General features: G+C 71.7%; 15 protein-coding genes. 7 read left to right on the forward strand and 8 right to left on the reverse strand.

Annotation, left to right across the window (positions count from 1 at the left end):
- Positions 1 to 108: 108 nt before the first annotated feature.
- The gene (locus Q8W67_RS11260; RefSeq protein ID WP_305545263.1) at positions 109 to 498 is read right to left on the reverse strand and encodes a response regulator; all 390 of its coding nucleotides are present in this window, start codon (positions 496 to 498) and stop codon (positions 109 to 111) included.
- 132 nt (positions 499 to 630) lie between these two features.
- The gene (locus Q8W67_RS11265; RefSeq protein ID WP_305545521.1) at positions 631 to 1,896 is read right to left on the reverse strand and encodes an adenosylmethionine--8-amino-7-oxononanoate transaminase; all 1,266 of its coding nucleotides are present in this window, start codon (positions 1,894 to 1,896) and stop codon (positions 631 to 633) included.
- A gap of 128 nt (positions 1,897 to 2,024) precedes the next feature.
- Between Q8W67_RS11265 and Q8W67_RS11270 the strand changes: the two genes are divergently transcribed.
- The 3 genes from Q8W67_RS11270 to Q8W67_RS11280 all read left to right on the forward strand — a co-directional run bounded on the left by Q8W67_RS11270 (position 2,025) and on the right by Q8W67_RS11280 (position 4,706).
- A complete protein-coding gene (locus Q8W67_RS11270; protein WP_305545266.1) occupies positions 2,025 to 3,158 on the forward strand; it encodes an aminotransferase class I/II-fold pyridoxal phosphate-dependent enzyme in 1,134 nt (377 codons plus the stop codon).
- Between the two features lie 165 nt (positions 3,159 to 3,323).
- Positions 3,324 to 3,833: an OsmC family protein gene (locus Q8W67_RS11275; RefSeq protein WP_305545268.1), complete on the forward strand. Its 510-nt coding sequence runs from the start codon at positions 3,324 to 3,326 to the stop codon at positions 3,831 to 3,833.
- A gap of 15 nt (positions 3,834 to 3,848) precedes the next feature.
- The gene (locus Q8W67_RS11280; protein ID WP_305545271.1) at positions 3,849 to 4,706 is read left to right on the forward strand and encodes a class I SAM-dependent methyltransferase; all 858 of its coding nucleotides are present in this window, start codon (positions 3,849 to 3,851) and stop codon (positions 4,704 to 4,706) included.
- 14 nt (positions 4,707 to 4,720) lie between these two features.
- Here Q8W67_RS11280 and Q8W67_RS11285 read toward each other — a convergent pair whose 3' ends face one another.
- Positions 4,721 to 6,316: a gamma-glutamyltransferase family protein gene (locus Q8W67_RS11285; RefSeq protein ID WP_305545274.1), complete on the reverse strand. Its 1,596-nt coding sequence runs from the start codon at positions 6,314 to 6,316 to the stop codon at positions 4,721 to 4,723.
- Between the two features lie 120 nt (positions 6,317 to 6,436).
- On the opposite strand from Q8W67_RS11285, the gene Q8W67_RS11290 reads away from it, so the two are divergent.
- Complete coding sequence (locus tag Q8W67_RS11290; RefSeq protein WP_305545276.1) at positions 6,437 to 7,894, forward strand: carbohydrate porin; 1,458 nt, start codon at positions 6,437 to 6,439, stop codon at positions 7,892 to 7,894.
- Positions 7,895 to 7,948: 54 nt separating this feature from the next.
- Positions 7,949 to 9,484 carry a sodium:proton antiporter gene (locus Q8W67_RS11295; RefSeq protein ID WP_305545279.1) on the forward strand — a complete coding sequence of 512 codons (1,536 nt, stop codon included), beginning with the start codon at positions 7,949 to 7,951 and terminating at the stop codon, positions 9,482 to 9,484.
- A gap of 9 nt (positions 9,485 to 9,493) precedes the next feature.
- On the opposite strand, the gene gshB is transcribed toward Q8W67_RS11295, so the two are convergent.
- The gene (gene gshB / locus Q8W67_RS11300) at positions 9,494 to 10,450 is read right to left on the reverse strand and encodes a glutathione synthase (RefSeq protein ID WP_305545282.1); all 957 of its coding nucleotides are present in this window, start codon (positions 10,448 to 10,450) and stop codon (positions 9,494 to 9,496) included.
- 46 nt (positions 10,451 to 10,496) lie between these two features.
- Positions 10,497 to 10,790 carry a hypothetical protein gene (locus Q8W67_RS11305; protein ID WP_305545285.1) on the reverse strand — a complete coding sequence of 98 codons (294 nt, stop codon included), beginning with the start codon at positions 10,788 to 10,790 and terminating at the stop codon, positions 10,497 to 10,499.
- Between the two features lie 442 nt (positions 10,791 to 11,232).
- Here Q8W67_RS11305 and Q8W67_RS11310 point away from each other — a divergent pair, with 442 nt between their 5' ends.
- A complete protein-coding gene (locus Q8W67_RS11310) occupies positions 11,233 to 11,427 on the forward strand; it encodes a hypothetical protein (RefSeq protein ID WP_305545288.1) in 195 nt (64 codons plus the stop codon).
- A 59-nt stretch (positions 11,428 to 11,486) separates the two neighbouring features.
- Positions 11,487 to 12,305 carry a hypothetical protein gene (locus Q8W67_RS11315; protein ID WP_305545292.1) on the forward strand — a complete coding sequence of 273 codons (819 nt, stop codon included), beginning with the start codon at positions 11,487 to 11,489 and terminating at the stop codon, positions 12,303 to 12,305.
- A 7-nt stretch (positions 12,306 to 12,312) separates the two neighbouring features.
- Here Q8W67_RS11315 and Q8W67_RS11320 read toward each other — a convergent pair whose 3' ends face one another.
- From Q8W67_RS11320 to Q8W67_RS11330, 3 genes are read right to left on the reverse strand one after another with little or no spacing between them, the layout of a single operon-like run.
- The gene (locus tag Q8W67_RS11320) at positions 12,313 to 12,939 is read right to left on the reverse strand and encodes a hypothetical protein (protein WP_305545295.1); all 627 of its coding nucleotides are present in this window, start codon (positions 12,937 to 12,939) and stop codon (positions 12,313 to 12,315) included.
- Entirely contained in the window at positions 12,927 to 13,631 is a 705-nt protein-coding gene (locus tag Q8W67_RS11325) for a DUF1214 domain-containing protein (RefSeq protein ID WP_305545298.1), read from the reverse strand. Before Q8W67_RS11325 ends, Q8W67_RS11320 begins: the two co-directional genes overlap by 13 nt.
- Before the next feature lie 4 nt (positions 13,632 to 13,635).
- Complete coding sequence (locus Q8W67_RS11330) at positions 13,636 to 15,939, reverse strand: transglycosylase domain-containing protein (protein ID WP_305545301.1); 2,304 nt, start codon at positions 15,937 to 15,939, stop codon at positions 13,636 to 13,638.
- Between the last annotated feature and the right edge of the window lie 87 nt (positions 15,940 to 16,026).

Here is a 16,026-nt window from a genome sequence, read left to right on the forward strand (position 1 = left end):
CGCCGGACCATCCTGAACCTGCACCGTCTACCCCCGTCATGCGGCCGCCCGGGACGCTGTGGCGCCGGCCGGTGACGCTGCGATGACGGGACCGAACCGGCCGCACGCTCAGCAGTGCATCAGGCGCTTCAATCGGTCCAGGATGTCCTCGCCCGTGCAGGGCCGGGCGATGAAGTCGGCGTGTGCCGGCATGCGCGCCGGATCCGGCGCGGCCCGCCCGGACACGATGAGAATCGGCAGTTGCGGCCGGGCCTCGGCCACCGCGCTCGCGAGGTCGAACCCGTCGGTCTTTCCCGAGAGCTGCACGTCCGTGACGAGCCCGCAGATATCCGGGCGCGCCTGGAGAATGCTGAGCGCGCGCTCAGCGGAGGCACATTGCACGGTGTCGTAGCCGCCATCCTCCAGCACGTCCCCGAGGTCCATGATCGTCAGCGCCTCGTCCTCGACGAGGAGGATCACCGGCCGATCGCCGCCCGAACCCGTCTGCTCGCTCGCCACTGTGTACTCCCTCCGGCAGCGTCCAGCCGCGAGGGCCGCCGCACGCATGTTCCGCCGTGAGCCCAACGGCAGAAACGGTTCCAGGTTGCAGGGCGGCCCGGCGGCGGCGCGCGCGATCGTAGGGCCGGGCAGTCAGGACACCCCGCCGGCCCGTTCGGTCACGACCGCCGCGACCGCGTCGATCAACCGGTCGAGATCCGCCGGCTCGATGGTCAGTGCCGGCGTGAGGTAGACGATGTCGCCGAACGGGCGCACCCACACCCCCCGGCCGAGGAAGCGCGCCTTGAGCGCCGCGAGGTCGGGCGCGGACGCGAATTGCACCGCCCCGATAGCGCCGAGGACACGGACGTCCGCCACGCCGGGCACGCCCCTGAGGCGTGCCAGCCCGTCCGCAAGTGTCCGCCCGATGGCGCGGGCCTGGTCCAGGCGCGGCTCGGTCTCGAACAGGTCGAGGCTGGCATTGGCGGCCGCGCAAGCCAGGGGATTGGCCATGAAGGTCGGGCCATGCATCAGCGCGGCGGCCGGGTCGTCGGACCAGAACGCGTCGAACACTTCTGTCCGGGCGATGGTGGCGGCGAGCGCCATCGTGCCGCCGGTCAGCGCCTTCGACAGGCACAGGATGTCCGGAACGATTCCGGCCTGCTCGCAGGCGAACAGGCTGCCGGTGCGCCCGAACCCGGTGAAGATCTCGTCGGCGATCAGGGGCAGGCCATGGCGGCGCGCGAGGTCCGCGACAGTCGCAAGCACCTCCGGCGGATGCATGCGCATGCCGCCCGCGCCCTGGACCAGCGGCTCGACGATCACGGCGGCGAGTGTTTCGCGATGGGCCGCGAGGGCCGCGTCGAGGGCCGCGGTCTCGGCCCGGTTGCACGGCAGGTCGCAGAAGATCTGGCCGGGCAGGTAGGCGCCGAAGCGGCGGTGCATACCCTCCTCGGGGTCGCAGACCGACATCGCCCCCATCGTGTCGCCGTGGTAGCCGCTCCTGAACGCGAGTACCTTCGTTCGGCCGCTCACGCCGCGGTTGAGCCACATCTGCACGGCCATCTTCAGCGCGACCTCCACGGCGACCGAGCCCGAATCGCTGAGGAACACGTGGTCGAGATCCCCCGGCAACAGGGCGGCCAGCCGCGCCGCCAACCGCTCGGCCGGGGCATGGGTGAGGCCGCCGAACATCACGTGCGGCATCCGCGCCAGCTGGTCCGCCACGGCGCGCGCGATGTGTGGATGGTTGTATCCATGCACCGCCGTCCACCAGGAGGCGATGCCGTCCACCAACTCGCGTCCATCGGCCAGCACGATGCGCGTGCCGCGGGTTTCCACCGCCTCCAGGGGCTGCGCGGCCAGCCGCATCTGCGTGTAGGGCCGCCAGAGATGGGCGCGGGAAGATTCAGGCGTCATGGCGGATGGATGGGCGGCCTCGATGGCGCGGGTCAAGCGGGGTCGCCATGCGTCGGTCATGGTCTGAGCCGGCTCGGCCCAGCCTGCCGGCTTGACATCCGTGGCACGTGCGGCCCCATCCACCGGCCATGGACAGCCTCGACACCTTCGCGCGCACAAAACTGGACGCCTTGGAAGCCGGCAGCCTGCGGCGGCGGCTGGTTCCCACCGAGCGCGGGGCCGGCGCCGCGGCGGCGCGCAAGGGGAGGGCGCTCGTCTCGTTCTCCTGCAACGATTATCTCGGCCTCTCGCACCACCCGCGGGTGACGGCCGCCGCGCAGGACGCGGTCGCGGCCCACGGGGCCGGCGCGGGCGGGTCCCGGCTGGTGACCGGCGACCACCCGGTCCTCGGCGCGCTGGAGGACAGGCTCGCGCGGCACAAGGGCACCGAGGCCGCCCTGGTCTTCGGCAGCGGCTACCTCGCCAATCTCGGCATCACCCCGGCCCTGGCGGGGCGCGGCGATCTCGTCCTGCTGGACGAACTGTCCCATGCCTGCATGTGGGCCGGGGCGCGGCTCTCGGGCGCGCGGGTCCTGACGTTCCGCCACAACGATCCGGCCGACCTCGCGGCGAAGCTGGCGGAGCACCGCCCGCAGCACGGCCGCGCCCTGGTGCTGACCGAGCGGGTGTTCAGCATGGACGGCGACCGGGCGCCGCTCGGCGACATCCTGGGCGTCGCGCAAGATTTCGACGCCTGGACGCTGGTCGACGACGCGCACGGGATCGGCGTGGTCGAGGATGGGCCGCGGGCGCCGCTCGAGATGGGCACCCTGTCGAAGGCACTGGGCTCGTATGGCGGCTATCTCTGCGCTTCGAAGCCGGTGGTCGACCTGATGACGAGCCGCGCCCGGAGCTTCGTCTACACCACGGGCCTGCCCCCGGCCTCGGCGGCCGCGGCCCTGGAGGCGCTGGCGATCCTGGAGGAGGAGCCCGAGCGCCGCGCCCGGCCCCTGAGCCTCGCCCGGCGCTTCACCGCCCGGTTGGGCCTGCCCGAGGCCGAGAGCGCCGTGGTGCCGGTCTTGGTCGGAGAGGCGCAGGCGGCCCTGGCCATCTCGGCGGCGCTGGAGACCGCCGGCTTCCTCGTGGTGGCGATCCGCCCGCCGACGGTGCCGGCCGGGACAGCGCGGCTGCGGGTCGCCTTCTCGGCGGCCCATGACGAGACGCAGGTCGATGCCCTGGCCGAGGCGGTGGCGGCGCTCACGGGTCGTGCTCCCCGTCCGTGATTCGCCCTCGGGGCCTCGATGTCACGCGTTCGCCTGCGCCGGGCCGGTAGCCAGTCCGGCGGCGAGGGCTCTATACCTCGTCCCGGACGCTCCCGCCCAAGAGGAGCCCGGTCCGGCGCGAGGCAGCGCCCGACGCCGTGACAGAGCAACCGTGAGGACGACGCCATGGACGCCACCGCGCTGCGAGCCCTGCAGGCTCCGATCAAGGACAAGTACCGCACCGCGCCGGATGCCGCCGTGGTCACCCTGAAGGCGAAGGGCACGCTCGACGACGCAAAGATCGCCTGCAAGGTCGAGACCGGCCGCGCCATCGCGGAGGCCGGGCTCCACCCGGCCAGCGGCGGATCGGGGGCGGAACTGTGCTCCGGAGACATGCTGCTGGAGGCGCTGGTCGCCTGCGCGGGCGTGACCCTGAAGGCGGTGGCGACCGCACTGGAGATCCCGCTGCGCGCGGGCACGGTGAGCGCCGAGGGCGACCTCGATTTCCGCGGGACGCTGGGCGTCGACAAGGAGGCTCCGGTGGGCTTCCGCAGCATCCGCCTGTTCTTCGAACTCGACACCGATGCGCCGGAGGACAAGCTCGCGCAGCTCCTGAAGCTGACCGAGCGTTACTGCGTCGTGTTCCAGACCCTGAACCACAAGCCCGAGCTGTCGGTCGCCGTCACCACGACGTAAGAGGGAGAGAGGGCCATGGCCGGCGGGATCACACAGGCGGAGTATTGGAACGGCGAGGTCGGCGCCCGCTGGGCCCGCAACCAAGCGGTGCTCGACGCGGTGTTCGCGCCGCTGACCGAGGCCCTGTTCGCGCGCGCGGCCCTGCGCGCCGGCGAGTCGGTGCTCGATATCGGCTGCGGCTCGGGCGCGACGACGCTGGAGGCCGCCCGCCGGGTCGGGCCGCACGGGAGCGTCACCGGCGCGGACATTTCGGCGCCGCTGCTCGCGGTCGCCCGGACCCGCATCGACGCGGAGGCATCCGGCGCCGCGCCGATCCGGTTCGTCGAGGCGGACGTGGAGCACGCCGATCTCGGCGGCTCCGGTCAGATCCTGTCGCGCTTCGGCGTGATGTTCTTCGCGGATTCAGGCCGCGCCTTCGCCAATGTCCGCCGGATGCTGCGTCCGGGCGGGCGGCTGACCTTCCTGTGCTGGCGCGCGCTACGCGAGAACCTCTGGGTGAGCGTGCCCCGCGAGGCGGTTCTGCCGCTGCTGCCGGAAGCACCGCCGCCCCCGCCACCGGACACGCCGGGCCCATTCCGCTTCGCCGACGCGGATGAGCTGGCCGCGCTCCTACGCGGCGCCGGGTTCGGGACCGTAGCGTGCGAAGCCCTCGACCGGGACGTGGTGCTCGGCCGGGGCAGCACCGAAGCGGAGGCGGCCGAGGCCGCTGCCCATGTGGCGTTGAACCTCGGGCCGACCTCGCATCTCGTGCGCGAGGCCGCGCCGGAGCTGCGCGCTCGGGCGGAGGCGGGGGTCACCGAGGCCTTGCGCCGGCACGCGGAAGGAGGCGCCGTGCGCCTGCGCGCCGCCTGTTGGCTCGTCCAGGCCGGCTGAGCGGCCCCGCGCGTTCAGAAGCCCAGGGCGCCGCCGTCGGAGCGCGGGTCGTGCATGGCCTCGATCCGTCCGTCCCGGGCCCGGCGCACCAGCATGCCGGCATGGCCCAGCGTGTCGCTGTAGGGGGCGCCGACCGGCTCGATCTGGTGGCCCATGCGCTCGAGCGCAGACAGGATCGCGGGATCGAACCTGTCCTCAACCTTCACGCTCAGCGACGGCGCCCCCCAGGTCCGCCCGTAGAGCAGCCGCGGGGCGTCAACCGCGTCCGCGACCGAGAAACCGTAATCGGCGTACCGGCAGAAGATCTGGGCCTGGAATTGCGGTTGGCCGTCACCGCCCATGGAGCCGTAGGCCATCACCCGGCCGTCGTCGAAGCAGGCGAGCGCCGGGATCAGGGTGTGGAACGGCCGGCGGCCGGGCTCCAGCGGGTTCACGGCCGCCGGGTCCAGCGAGAACGAGACGCCGCGGTTGAGCCAGTCGATGCCGGTCCGCGGCAGCACCACCCCGGAGCCGTACTCCCAGTAGACCGACTGGATGTAGGAGACCGCGAGGCCGTCCCGGTCGATCGCCCCCATCCAGACCGTATCGCCGGGCGCGTCGCGCAGGGGAACCGAAGCGGCGCGGGCCATGTCGATGCGCGCGGCCTCTGCGGCCATGCACTCCGGCCCAAGGAAATCCGCCGGGTCGTGGCGCAGGCGGTCGAAATCGGTCACCACCCGGTCGCGGATCGCGAAGGCCCGCTTCGTCGCCTCGATCAGGCCGTGGTAATGCGCGGTGGTCTCCGGGGCGGCGACGTTCAGCCGCTCGAACAGGCCGAGGATGATCAGCGCCGCGAGCCCCTGGGTCGGCGGCGGGAAGTTGAACAGCGTGGCGTCGCGGCGGCGCAGGGCCAGCGGCGCGCGCTCGGCGGGCCGGTAGGCTTCGAGGTCGGCCCGGGTCACCGGCGCGCCGAGGCGTTCCAGATCGGCGCCGATCTCATGGGCGATGTCGCCCCGGTAGAAATCGTCGAGCCCGGCATGGGCGAGCTGCTGCAGCGTGGCCCCGAGGGCGGACAGCTTGCGGATCTCGCCCGCCCGGTAGGGCTTGCCGTCCTTCAGGAACGTCGCGGCGAAGTTCGGGGCTTCGTGCAGCGTGTCGCCCGGCTGCGGCCTGTAGCGCTCCTCGCTCGGCGAGACCGGCACGCCGTCGCGGGCCTGGGTGATCGCGTCGGCGAGCAGCGTCTCCAGGGGCAGGCGCCCGCCCAGCGCCTTCGAGAGGGCCAAGGCCAGCTCCCAGCCGCCGACCGCGCCCGCCACCGTCACCATGGCGTCGGGGCCGCGGGCCGGGATCGCGTCGAACCCCTTCTCGCGGTAGCGCCGGATCGTGGCGTGGCGTCCGGCGGGCCCGCAGGCCTCGATCCCGCGCACCCGGCCGCCGCGCTCGCGCACCAGCCAGAAGCCATCGCCGCCGATGCTGTTCATGTGCGGGTAGACGACGGCGATCGAGGCCGCCATCGCAACCATCGCCTCGATGGCGTTGCCGCCCTGCGCCAGCACAGTCCGACCGGCCGAAGCAGCGAGGTGGTGGGGCGCCGCGACGGCGCTGTCGGTGAAGACGGGGGTCTCGGGCATGGATGGTCCTGTGGTGTTCCGGCCGCAGCGTTAGGCAAGTCTGCGGCCGCTGCAAAGCCTGCCCCTCCCGAGGGCGCGCCGTGGTATGCTGGACGACAGTACGCCGTACCGAAGCCGCCGATGCCCCTCAAGCTCCTGTCTCGGTTCGCGATCGGTCTCGGCCTCACGCTCGCCGCGGCTCCGGCCGCGGCTCAACAGCAGGTCCGGACCATCCTTGAAGGCGCGGGCGCCGATCCCCGTATCGCGGTGGCGCAGCCGGAGACCACGAGCCAAGCATCCGGCGGCTATGTCCGCTCGGTCGAGCCGTATCTCGGCCCGCTCGGCGATCCCCTGGGGATCCGCCCGATGCTGAAGGCGCGCGGCATCACGTACAGCCTGACCTACATCGCCGACATCCTCGGCAACCCGTCCGGCGGGATCCGGCAGGGCGCCGTCGTCGAGGACCGGCTCAACCTGCGGCTCAATCTCGATCTCGACACGCTCGCCGGCTGGGAGGGCGCCACCGTCCACGCCAACGCCTATTTCATCCACGGTACCGGCCTGTCGCGCTACTTCGTCGGCAACCTGCTCACCGCGAGCGTCATCGAGGCGCTGCCGTCGACCCGTCTCTACGTCCTGTGGTTCGATCAGAGCCTTATGGACGGCCAGCTCGGCATCCGGATCGGCCAGCAGGCCGCCGATACCGAGTTCTTCGTCAGTCAGACCGCGACCCTGTTCGTGAACTCGACCTTCGGCTGGCCGGCCATCACCGGGCTCGACCTGCCGAGCGGCGGCCCGGCCTATCCGCTCTCCGCACCGGCGATCCGCGCCAAATACGCCCCGGGCAACGGCTTCTCGCTGCAGGTGGGGCTCTACGACGGCGATCCGGCCGGCGCGAACCGCCCGGGCAACGATCCGGACGCACAGCGCCTCGACCGCACCGGCACGAATTTCCGCGTTCACGATCCGGCCCTGATCGTCGCCGAGGCGACCTACGCGTACAATATCGAGCCCGGGGCCAAGGGCCTGCCCGGCGACATCACCGTCGGCGGCTGGCAGCATTTCGGCCGCTTCGACAGTCTGCGCTTCGACATGACGGGCGTACCGCTGGCCGACCCGAACGCGGCCGGGATCGGGCGCCCCCTGCGGGGCAATGCCGGGATCTACGCCATCTACGACCAGACCCTGTTTCGCGAATCCGGCAAGGACGATGAGGGCCTCGGCTTCTTCGTGCGCGTCGCCTATTCGCCGACCCGCTCCAGCCTGATCGACGCCTATGTCGACACCGGCCTCGCCTACAAAGGTCTGTTCGACGGCCGCGAGGACGACACGATCGGCGTCGGCCTGGCCTATGCCCGCGTCAGCGACGACGCCCGTCGAGCCGACCGGGACACGATCTTGTACGGCGGCGTCCCGATGCCGCGGCGCAGGGCCGAGACCGTGGTGGAGGCCACCTACCAGGCCGTCGTCGTTCCGGGCTTCACGGTGCAGCCGGACGTCCAATACGTCTTTCATCCGGGCGCCGGCATCGCGGGCCCGGACGGGCATCGCCTGCGCAACGCGGCGGTGCTCGGCCTGCGCGCCACCGTGCAGTACTGAACGGCCGCCCGGGCCGAGCTTGGAACGGTCGCGGCGCCCGCCTCTTTCAGGATCATGTTGATCTTCGAGTGGGTTGTCGGCGTCCTGTTCAGCGCCGTGCTTTTGGCCGGGCTGGCGCGGCGGATGGGGGCGCCATACCCGGCCTTCCTGGCTCTGGGGGGCGTCGGCCTCGCCTTCGTTCCCGGCGTGCCGAACCTGCGGCTCGATCCCGAGCTCGCGCTGGCCCTGTTCCTCGCGCCGGTTCTGCTGGACGCAGGCTTCGACGCCTCGGTGCGGGACATGAAGGCGAACTGGCGCGCGATCTTCGGGCTGGCAGTGGGGGCCGTGGCGGTGACGACCCTCGCAGTCGCGGTGGTGGCCCGTCTGGTCGTGCCCGACATGCCGCTCGCGGCCTGCATCGTGCTCGGCGCCGTGGTCGCCCCGCCCGACGCGGTGGCGGCGCTGGCGGTGCTCAAGCATGCGCCGATGCCGCACCGGCTCGCCACGATCCTGCGCGGCGAGAGCCTGCTCAACGATGCCGCCTCGCTGATCATCTACCGTCTCGCGGTCGGGGCCGCGATGGCCGGCGGATTTCACACGGCCGAGGTCGCCCCCGCCTTCCTGTTGGGCGTCGTGGCGAGCCTCGCGGCCGGTCCCTGCCTGGGGTTGGCCTTCGTCGCGCTGATGCGGCGCGTCACCGACCCGGCGAGCACGATCGTGATTCAGTTCGTCGTCGCCTTCGGGATCTGGCTCGCCGCGGAACGGCTGGAGATGTCGGGCGTGCTGACCATCGTCACCTTTGCCATCACCGTCGCCCGGAGGGCGCCCGGCATCACGGCTCCGCGCACCCGGGTGATCTCCTACGCGGTCTGGGACACGGCGGTGTTCGTGCTCAACGTCCTGGCCTTCGTGCTGATCGGCATCCAGATCGACCCTATCCGCGACCGGCTGACGGGCGCCGATGCGTGGCAGGCCCTGCTGCTGGCGGCAGCGACCTTCGCCACCGTGGTGGTGACGCGCCTCGCCTGGGTGCTGCCGACCACGGGCCTGAGCGGGCTCGGCCTGCGGCAGGCGGGGGCCCGGGCCCGGCTCGGGCCGGGCCTGGCCCTGTCCTGGGCCGGGATGCGCGGCATCGTCACGGTCGCGGCTGCCTTGGCGCTGCCGGCGGACTTTCCGTACCGGGATCTCGTGGTGTTCACCGCCTTCTTCGCCGTGCTGGGCACGCTGATCGTGCAGGGCCTGACCCTGCGCCCTCTGCTGGCCTATCTGAAGCTGGAGGATGACGATCCGGTCGGGCAAGAGGTCGGCCGCGCCCGGGCCGCCGCCTACAAGGCCGCCCTCGACAGCCTCTCGGAATCGGGGGACGAACCGGCGATCGACTCCCTGCGCGCGGAGTTCCGCTCGGCGCTCGCAGAGGCGGACGCGCACGACGAGGGCCGCGCGCCCGAGAGCCTGCCCTCGGACGCGGCCCGCCGCCGGTCGGTGGAGGCCGCCCGTGACGCGGTCCTGACCCTGCGCCGCCAGGGCCGGATCGGCGAAGACGCCTTTTACCTGCTGGAGGAAGAGTTCGACTGGGCCGAACTCAATGCCACGCCGGCTGCGGATACGTGAGCGCGGCGCTCACGCGCCCTTGCGTGCCGCGATCCGCGCCTCGATCGCGTCCCAGACCGCCACGGAGAGGTCGGGGCCGCCCAGCCGCCGGATCGCCCGGATGCCCGTCGGAGATGTGACGTTGATCTCGGTCAGGTGACCGTCGATGACGTCGATCCCCACGAGGATCAGGCCGCGCCGCGCCAGCTCCGGGCCAATGGTCGCGCAGATCTCGCGCTCCCGCTCGGTCAGCTCCGACGCGGAAGCCGCGCCGCCGCGGACCATGTTCGAGCGGATGTCGCCCACCGCCGGCACCCTGTTGACCGCGCCCATCGCCACGCCGTCGACGAGGATGATGCGCTTGTCGCCTTCGGTGACCCGGTCAAGATACCGCTGGACCACCCAGGCCTCCCGGAAGGTCGTGGCGAACAGGTCGAACATCGAGCCGAAATTCGGGTCGTTCTCGGTGACCTTGAAGACGGCCGCGCCCCCGTGCCCGTGCAGCGGCTTCATCGCCACGGTGCCGTGCTCCAGGCGGAACGCCTCGATCTCCGCCTTGTCGCGGCTGATCAGAGTCGGGGGCATCAACTCGGGGTAGTCGAGCACGAACAGCTTCTCGGGCGCGTTGCGCACCTCGAAGGGGTCGTTGACCACGAGCGTCTCTGGGTGGATCCGCTCCAGCATGTGCGTGGCCGTGATGTAGGCCATGTCGAAGGGCGGATCCTGGCGCATCAGCACCACGTCCGCCTCGGCGAGGTCGATCCGCTCCGGCGGCGCCAGGGTGAAGTGCGCGCCCTCGACGTCCTGCACCGTCAACCGCTCGACTCGGGCGGTCACGCGCCGGCCCTGCATCGAGAGCCGGTCCGGCGTATAGTAGACAAGGGAATGCCCCCGCCGCTGGGCCTCCAGCAGCAGGGCGAAGGTGGTGTCCCCCGCGATCCGGATATTCTGGATCGGGTCCATCTGGACGGCGACGGTCAGGCCCATCAGAAACGCCCTTCGCCAGCGGCGCGAGTCTCGACCGGAGGTGGCCTCACTCGTCGGACAGCGACTTGCTGCCGGTGCGCTTGTCGTAATCGCCGATCGCCGAGCGGCACTCGGGAGACAGGCGCTTGCGGTTGCGCATCATGCACTTGTCCGCGTCGGAGCTGTTCGGGTCGACGCCGGCGCATAGGCGGAAATAGTCGTTCGCGCAGCCGAGTTGCAGTCCCTGGTCCTCGCGCTGGGCGTAGGCCGGGCCGGTCGCGAGTGCGAGGAGCGCGAGTGAAGCCGCGGCCAGCCCGCGGTGGCGGGAGGAGCGCAGGAGTCGTTCCGAAACCAGTCGCATTCAGCGGTGTCCTCAAATCGCGATCGCGCGGAAAAATCGATGGGCAGGGCCCCGTCCGCCTGCGTCCGGCATATCGGTCGCGCACGGCGGTAGGCAAGCGCGGCAAGCCCGCAGGGGTTCCACACGGGCGGTTCCGCGGCCACGCTTCGGCCCGGTGTGGCGTCCGGGCCGCACGGCGCTGCCCAGGCGGATGAGACGAAGGTCCTGTCGCATAAGAAAAAGACCCCGTCCGGGCTCGGACGGGGTCTCAGTCAAAGGGAGGAAACGCCCGCCATGGGCAGAACCGTTCTCGCAATTCGCTTGCCAACACCGCCGGCACGGCTCGGAACCGCCGGCAAGACTCCGTTAACCACGTCATGCTGAGTTGTCGCCGTAGCCCTTGCCGACGCCCTCCGCAGGGCCCGGGCGCTGCCGCTCGGACCGCCGACAGGAGCCGGAGACCATGACCCCATTCAAGCCGCTGGAGACTGGCGAGACGCGTCTGCCGATGCGCGAACCTGCGCGCGAGGCGTCGGCCGTCCTGGTTCCGTTTCCAGGCCCGAAGACGCGGCGTACGCGCCGACTTCCACGCTCCGACGAGCAGCGCGGCGAGATCCTGTTCTTTCTCGGCGTGCGCTACGAGCGCCTCGCATCCTGACCGCATCACGGCGGGCGCCCGGCCCGGCCGGCCGCGCAACGCTTCCGACGGTTTCGATCATGCCCGCTGCGGACCGCCAGCGACTGAGCTGCCTTCGAACGGCAGCCCGCATCCTGCCGGCAGGCACGGCGTTGGCGCTGCTGGCCGCCTGCACCCAGACCGGCGATTTCGGCCGGCCCCGGACCGGCATCTGGAACGGTCTCGTCGACACGACCGGCAGCTTCACGATCCGCGATCGCGGACGAGTAATCCTCGAATCCAGTCTAACCGACGACGAACAGGCCTTGCGCGACCGCGCGTGGCGCTTCCTGCAGCCCGCCAGCGCCTTCACGGCGTTCCAGGACCTGCTGCTCGGGCTGGCGAGTGCGCACGCGATGCCGGCGACGTGGCGGTTCGAGGAGATCGGCGCCTATTACGACGCGTTGACCGCGGAGCCGTCGCGCTCGCCGGTCTCGCGCTATCGCCAGCTCGGCGACGACGCCACGGCCGATGCCCGCCTGATCCCCATCTTCACGGCGCTCGCGGCGCGGGTCATCGACGCGGACGCCGCGCGCCTGCGCAGCCTGCCCTTCGCCAACACCCTCGACGACGCGGACGTGCGGCTGGCCGCCCAGCGCGTCGCCGAGAACCGCTGCCTGATCGCCTGGGTGCGGTTCGAGGCCGGCCTGCGGCTCGCGCGCTACCGGTTCGCCCTGCAGCATCTTTTCGCCGCAGCGCCGGCGCCGGAATCGGTGGCGGCCGAGCGGTCCCTGGCGATGCTCGCCGCGCGCCGCAACCTGCTGGACCCGCTGCTGCCCCCGGACGCGGCGGCCCGGTGCGGCCTCGAAGCCGTCCCCCTTCCGATCGCCCAGGCGGCGCCGCTCGTCGTCAAGGATTGAGCCGCCGCTACCGCCCCGCCGGCTTGCCGCCCGGCTCCTTGCCGGGCGGGTCGTCCGCCGCCGTGTCGGTGGTGCAGGAGACGGCCTGGACCGCGGCGTTGGCGGCGGGCCGCTGGCTCGGCAGGCCGGCGATCACCCGCACGACCACGAAGCCGCGATCGTCCGGCGCGACGATGCGGACGTCGCGGCTCGGGTCGTTCTCGTCGTCGTCGGCCAACGCCTCGTCGTATTGGGCGCGAGTGAGGATCACGAGGTCGAGGGCGCCGCGCACCGCGGCCTGGTCGGTCACCGCGTAGAAGGCGCCACGCCTTGCATGCGCCGCCAGGGACAGCGACAGCGGGCCGGTGCGCGCCGAAACGCGCATCGGCCCGTCGGCGAGATCGTAGGCGCAGACGCCCACCGCCACGGCCGGGTCCGGGATCGGCAGCCACGCCTCGGGCGGGGAGGGGTCGTCCCCAGTGGCCACCGTGTAGATCGGCTGCGGGTGATCCAGGCTCTCGCTGGTGCGGGCGCGCGAGACCGCGTCCTTCTCGGACAGGGCGGGAATCGCCAGCACCGCGGCGATGTGTACGATGCCGGCGAGCACCAAGCCAATCAGCGTGGCGTAGACGAAGCGCGGACTCACGAGGCACATCCCAGGCGGGTAATGGCCGGGACAGAGTCCCGGTCGAGGGACCCGACGCTGGCGGCCACCGGCGTGTCGTAGAGGCGCAGCGCCAGGCGCACCGGGCCGCTGGCCCGGGGGATCGGCAGCCAATTGCCGGGCTGGACCTCGGGCGCGAGCACCACCGTGAACCGCCCGTCGGCTGCGCGCAGGACCTCCGTGGAGGTGAAGCCCTCGCGAAGGGGCGGCTGACCGGCATCGCGCGGCCCGCGGCCCGCGACCGTGAGGGTCCAGGCCCGGGCCGGCGGCGTCCCGCCGCCGATGCGGTAGCTGCAGGTGGCGTCGAGGGCTTGGCCCTGGTCGTCGACGGCAGCCGTCAGCAGCAGGCCCTCGCCGACCGCCAAGGGGATCTCTCCCCGGCGGGCATTGACGGCACGGGTATAGGGGTCGGAATTCGCGGCGCCGGCCCTGGGCCACGCGGTCCAGGCGCCGACCTGCACGCCGCCGAACGGGTAGCCGCCGCTCGTCGCCCAATCAGCACTGGCGAGGCCGAGGACTCCTCCGAGCGCCAGGGCGTAGACCGCGAGGCCCGCGACCGAACTCTTGCGCCAGACGCGCACGACGAGCCGGCCGGCACCGCCGAGGGAGCCGGTTCCGGGCGCGGGCTGGGTTTCACCCGCCGCGGAGCTGCGGCCGGAGCTTCCGGGGATCGCGAGCCTCATCCGCTCACCGCACCTCGATGAAGCCGCCCACCGACCGGGCGCCTTCGGCCACCTCGCGGGGCTGGACCGCGGGAGCCACCACCGCGCGGTCGCCGGGCTTCCGGTCCGCCTTCGGCGGGGTCGTGTCGCCTGATCGGGCATCCGGCCGCGATGACGCAGCGGGCGGGCGCTCGACGGTGCGGAACAGGCCGTTGAGGCCGCCGATCACCTCGAAGGAGCGGCGCGAGAGCTTGCCGTAGGCGCTGGCATTGGGATCGATCGGGGCGGTCGGCCCGCCGGAGGCCTGCTGCTGGGCGGCGCGCGGGCTCTCCTTCAGGCCGGGCAGCCCCTTGATCTCGATGCCCTGATGGGCCGGCTCCATCACGTCGTGCCACGTCTGGGCAGGCAGGGAGCCGCCGGTCAGCTTGTTGGTCGAGGTGTGGTCGTCGTTCCCGAACCAGACCGCACCGACGTAATTGCCGGTGTAGCCGACGAACCAGGCGTCGCGGTAGGCGTTCGTGGTACCGGACTTGCCGGCGACTTTCACGCCCTCCAGCTGGGCCCGCTTGCCGGTGCCCTCCTCGACGACCTTGTTGAGCATGAAGTTCATGTCGGCGACCACCTGGGGCGAGAGCACCCGCTCCGGCGCCTCGTCGGCGTGGCGGTAGAGCAGCTCGCCCGAGGAGTTCTTCACCTCCATGGCGGCGTAGGGCTTCGCCCGGAAACCGCCATTGGCGAACACCGCGTAGCCGGCGGCCTGGTCGATCACCGTCACCTCGTCCGAGCCGATCGGCATCGAGACCGTGTCGATCAGGTTCGAGGTGATGCCCATCCGGTGGGCGATCTCGATGATCTTCGCGCGGCCCGCCTTGGCGGCCCGGGCCTCGTGGGTGATGCCCATGGCCTTGCCGAGCGCGATCGAGATCTTGATCGGGATGGTGTTGATCGACTTCGCCACGGCGAGCCACATCGGCACCCGGCCGGCATAGGAGCGGCCGTAATTCTGCGGGCACCAGTTGCCGATGCAGACCGGGCTGTCGACCACAGCGGTTTCGGGCTTGAACAGGCCTGAGGCCAGCGCGGCCGAGTAGACATAGGGCTTGAACGAGGAGCCGGGCTGGCGCAGCGCATCGGTGGCGCGGTTGAACTGGCTCTCGCCGTAATCGGCGCCGCCGACCATGGCCCGCAACGCCCCGTCAGGGTCGAGGATGACCATGGCGGCCTCGTCCACGTCGTAGGCGTCCCCCGACTTGCGCAGGGTGTCGGCCACGACCTCGTCGGCCCGCTTCTGGATCGCGAGGTCCAGGGGCGTCTTGACCACCAGCACCCGGTCGTTGCGGAGCTTGCCCGCATCGGCCATGGCCTTGATCTCGCCGAAGGCCCAGTCGAGGTAGTAGTCGGCGGTGATGTCGCGGGTGCGGGTCACCGGCGTCGCCGGGTTGCGCAGGGCGGTCTGGATCTGGCCCTCCGTGACGAACCCCGCCTCGACCATGTTGTGCAGCACGTCCGCCGCGCGGGCGCGCGCGGCCGGCAGGTTGACGTGGGGCGCGTATTTCGTCGGCGCCTTGAACAGGCCAGCGAGCATGGCGGCTTCCGCGAGGCTGATGTCCTTGAGCGGCTTGCCGAAGTAATAATCCGCCGCCGCCACGGCACCGAAGGTGCCGCCGCCCATGTAGGCGCGGTCGAGGTAGAGCTTCAGGATCTCGTTCTTCGTCAGATGGCTTTCCAGCCACAGGGCGAGGAACGCCTCGTTGACCTTGCGCTCCAGGGACCGCTCGTTCGTCAGGAACAGGTTCTTGGCGAGCTGCTGGGTGATCGAGGAGCCGCCCTGCGTGCCGCCGCCGCCGCGCGAGTTGTTGACGAGCGCCCGCAGGGTGCCGATCGGATCGATGCCCCAGTGCTCGTAGAAGCGCCGGTCCTCGGTGGAGACCAGCGCCTTGATCATGATGTCGGGAAACTCGTCGAGCTTGAGCGAGTCGTCGTGCTTGATGCCGCGCCGGCCGACCTCGGTGCCGTACCGGTCGAGGAACGTGACCGCGAGGTCCTGCTGCTTGAGCCAGTTGTCGCTGGTCAGCTGGAAGGCGGGCTGCGCGAGGGCGAGCATCACCACCGCGCCGCCGGCCCCAAGGGTCACGGCCTCGCTGGTCAGGTCGAGGGCGACCCGCTTCCAGCCGAGGACCGCGAACCGGCTCATGACGCGCTGGAAGCGCTCGTAGGCCGCCCCCGTCGAGCGGCCGCTGTCGTAGAGCCCGGCATTGACCCAGGCGTCGAACGCCAGCGCGGCGCGCTCGATACGGATCTTGATCTCGATGAGCGTCGGCAGGCGCACGATGTCGGACCCGGCTTGTCGAGCGCCTTCGCGGCGGATGGTCGAGCGCCCGCGCCGCGGGCATGGAACCCGCGGCCGAGCCACCGC

This window comes from Methylobacterium sp. NEAU K (assembly GCF_030700285.1).
In the GTDB taxonomy this organism is placed as follows: Bacteria; Pseudomonadota; Alphaproteobacteria; order Rhizobiales; family Beijerinckiaceae; genus Methylobacterium.

Excerpts from the sequence above, each read along its gene's own strand:
- Q8W67_RS11265 (WP_305545521.1), bottom strand. The coding sequence starts at position 1,896 with ATGACGCCTGAATCTTCCCGCGCCCATCTCTGGCGGCCCTACACGCAG.
- Q8W67_RS11270 (WP_305545266.1), top strand. The coding sequence starts at position 2,025 with ATGGACAGCCTCGACACCTTCGCGCGCACAAAACTGGACGCCTTGGAA.
- Q8W67_RS11275 (WP_305545268.1), top strand. The coding sequence starts at position 3,324 with ATGGACGCCACCGCGCTGCGAGCCCTGCAGGCTCCGATCAAGGACAAG.
- Q8W67_RS11280 (WP_305545271.1), top strand. The coding sequence starts at position 3,849 with ATGGCCGGCGGGATCACACAGGCGGAGTATTGGAACGGCGAGGTCGGC.
- Q8W67_RS11285 (WP_305545274.1), bottom strand. The coding sequence starts at position 6,316 with ATGCCCGAGACCCCCGTCTTCACCGACAGCGCCGTCGCGGCGCCCCAC.
- Q8W67_RS11290 (WP_305545276.1), top strand. The coding sequence starts at position 6,437 with ATGCCCCTCAAGCTCCTGTCTCGGTTCGCGATCGGTCTCGGCCTCACG.
- Q8W67_RS11295 (WP_305545279.1), top strand. The coding sequence starts at position 7,949 with ATGTTGATCTTCGAGTGGGTTGTCGGCGTCCTGTTCAGCGCCGTGCTT.
- gshB (WP_305545282.1), bottom strand. The coding sequence starts at position 10,450 with ATGGGCCTGACCGTCGCCGTCCAGATGGACCCGATCCAGAATATCCGG.
- Q8W67_RS11305 (WP_305545285.1), bottom strand. The coding sequence starts at position 10,790 with ATGCGACTGGTTTCGGAACGACTCCTGCGCTCCTCCCGCCACCGCGGG.
- Q8W67_RS11310 (WP_305545288.1), top strand. The coding sequence starts at position 11,233 with ATGACCCCATTCAAGCCGCTGGAGACTGGCGAGACGCGTCTGCCGATG.
- Q8W67_RS11315 (WP_305545292.1), top strand. The coding sequence starts at position 11,487 with ATGCCCGCTGCGGACCGCCAGCGACTGAGCTGCCTTCGAACGGCAGCC.
- Q8W67_RS11320 (WP_305545295.1), bottom strand. The coding sequence starts at position 12,939 with ATGTGCCTCGTGAGTCCGCGCTTCGTCTACGCCACGCTGATTGGCTTG.
- Q8W67_RS11325 (WP_305545298.1), bottom strand. The coding sequence starts at position 13,631 with ATGAGGCTCGCGATCCCCGGAAGCTCCGGCCGCAGCTCCGCGGCGGGT.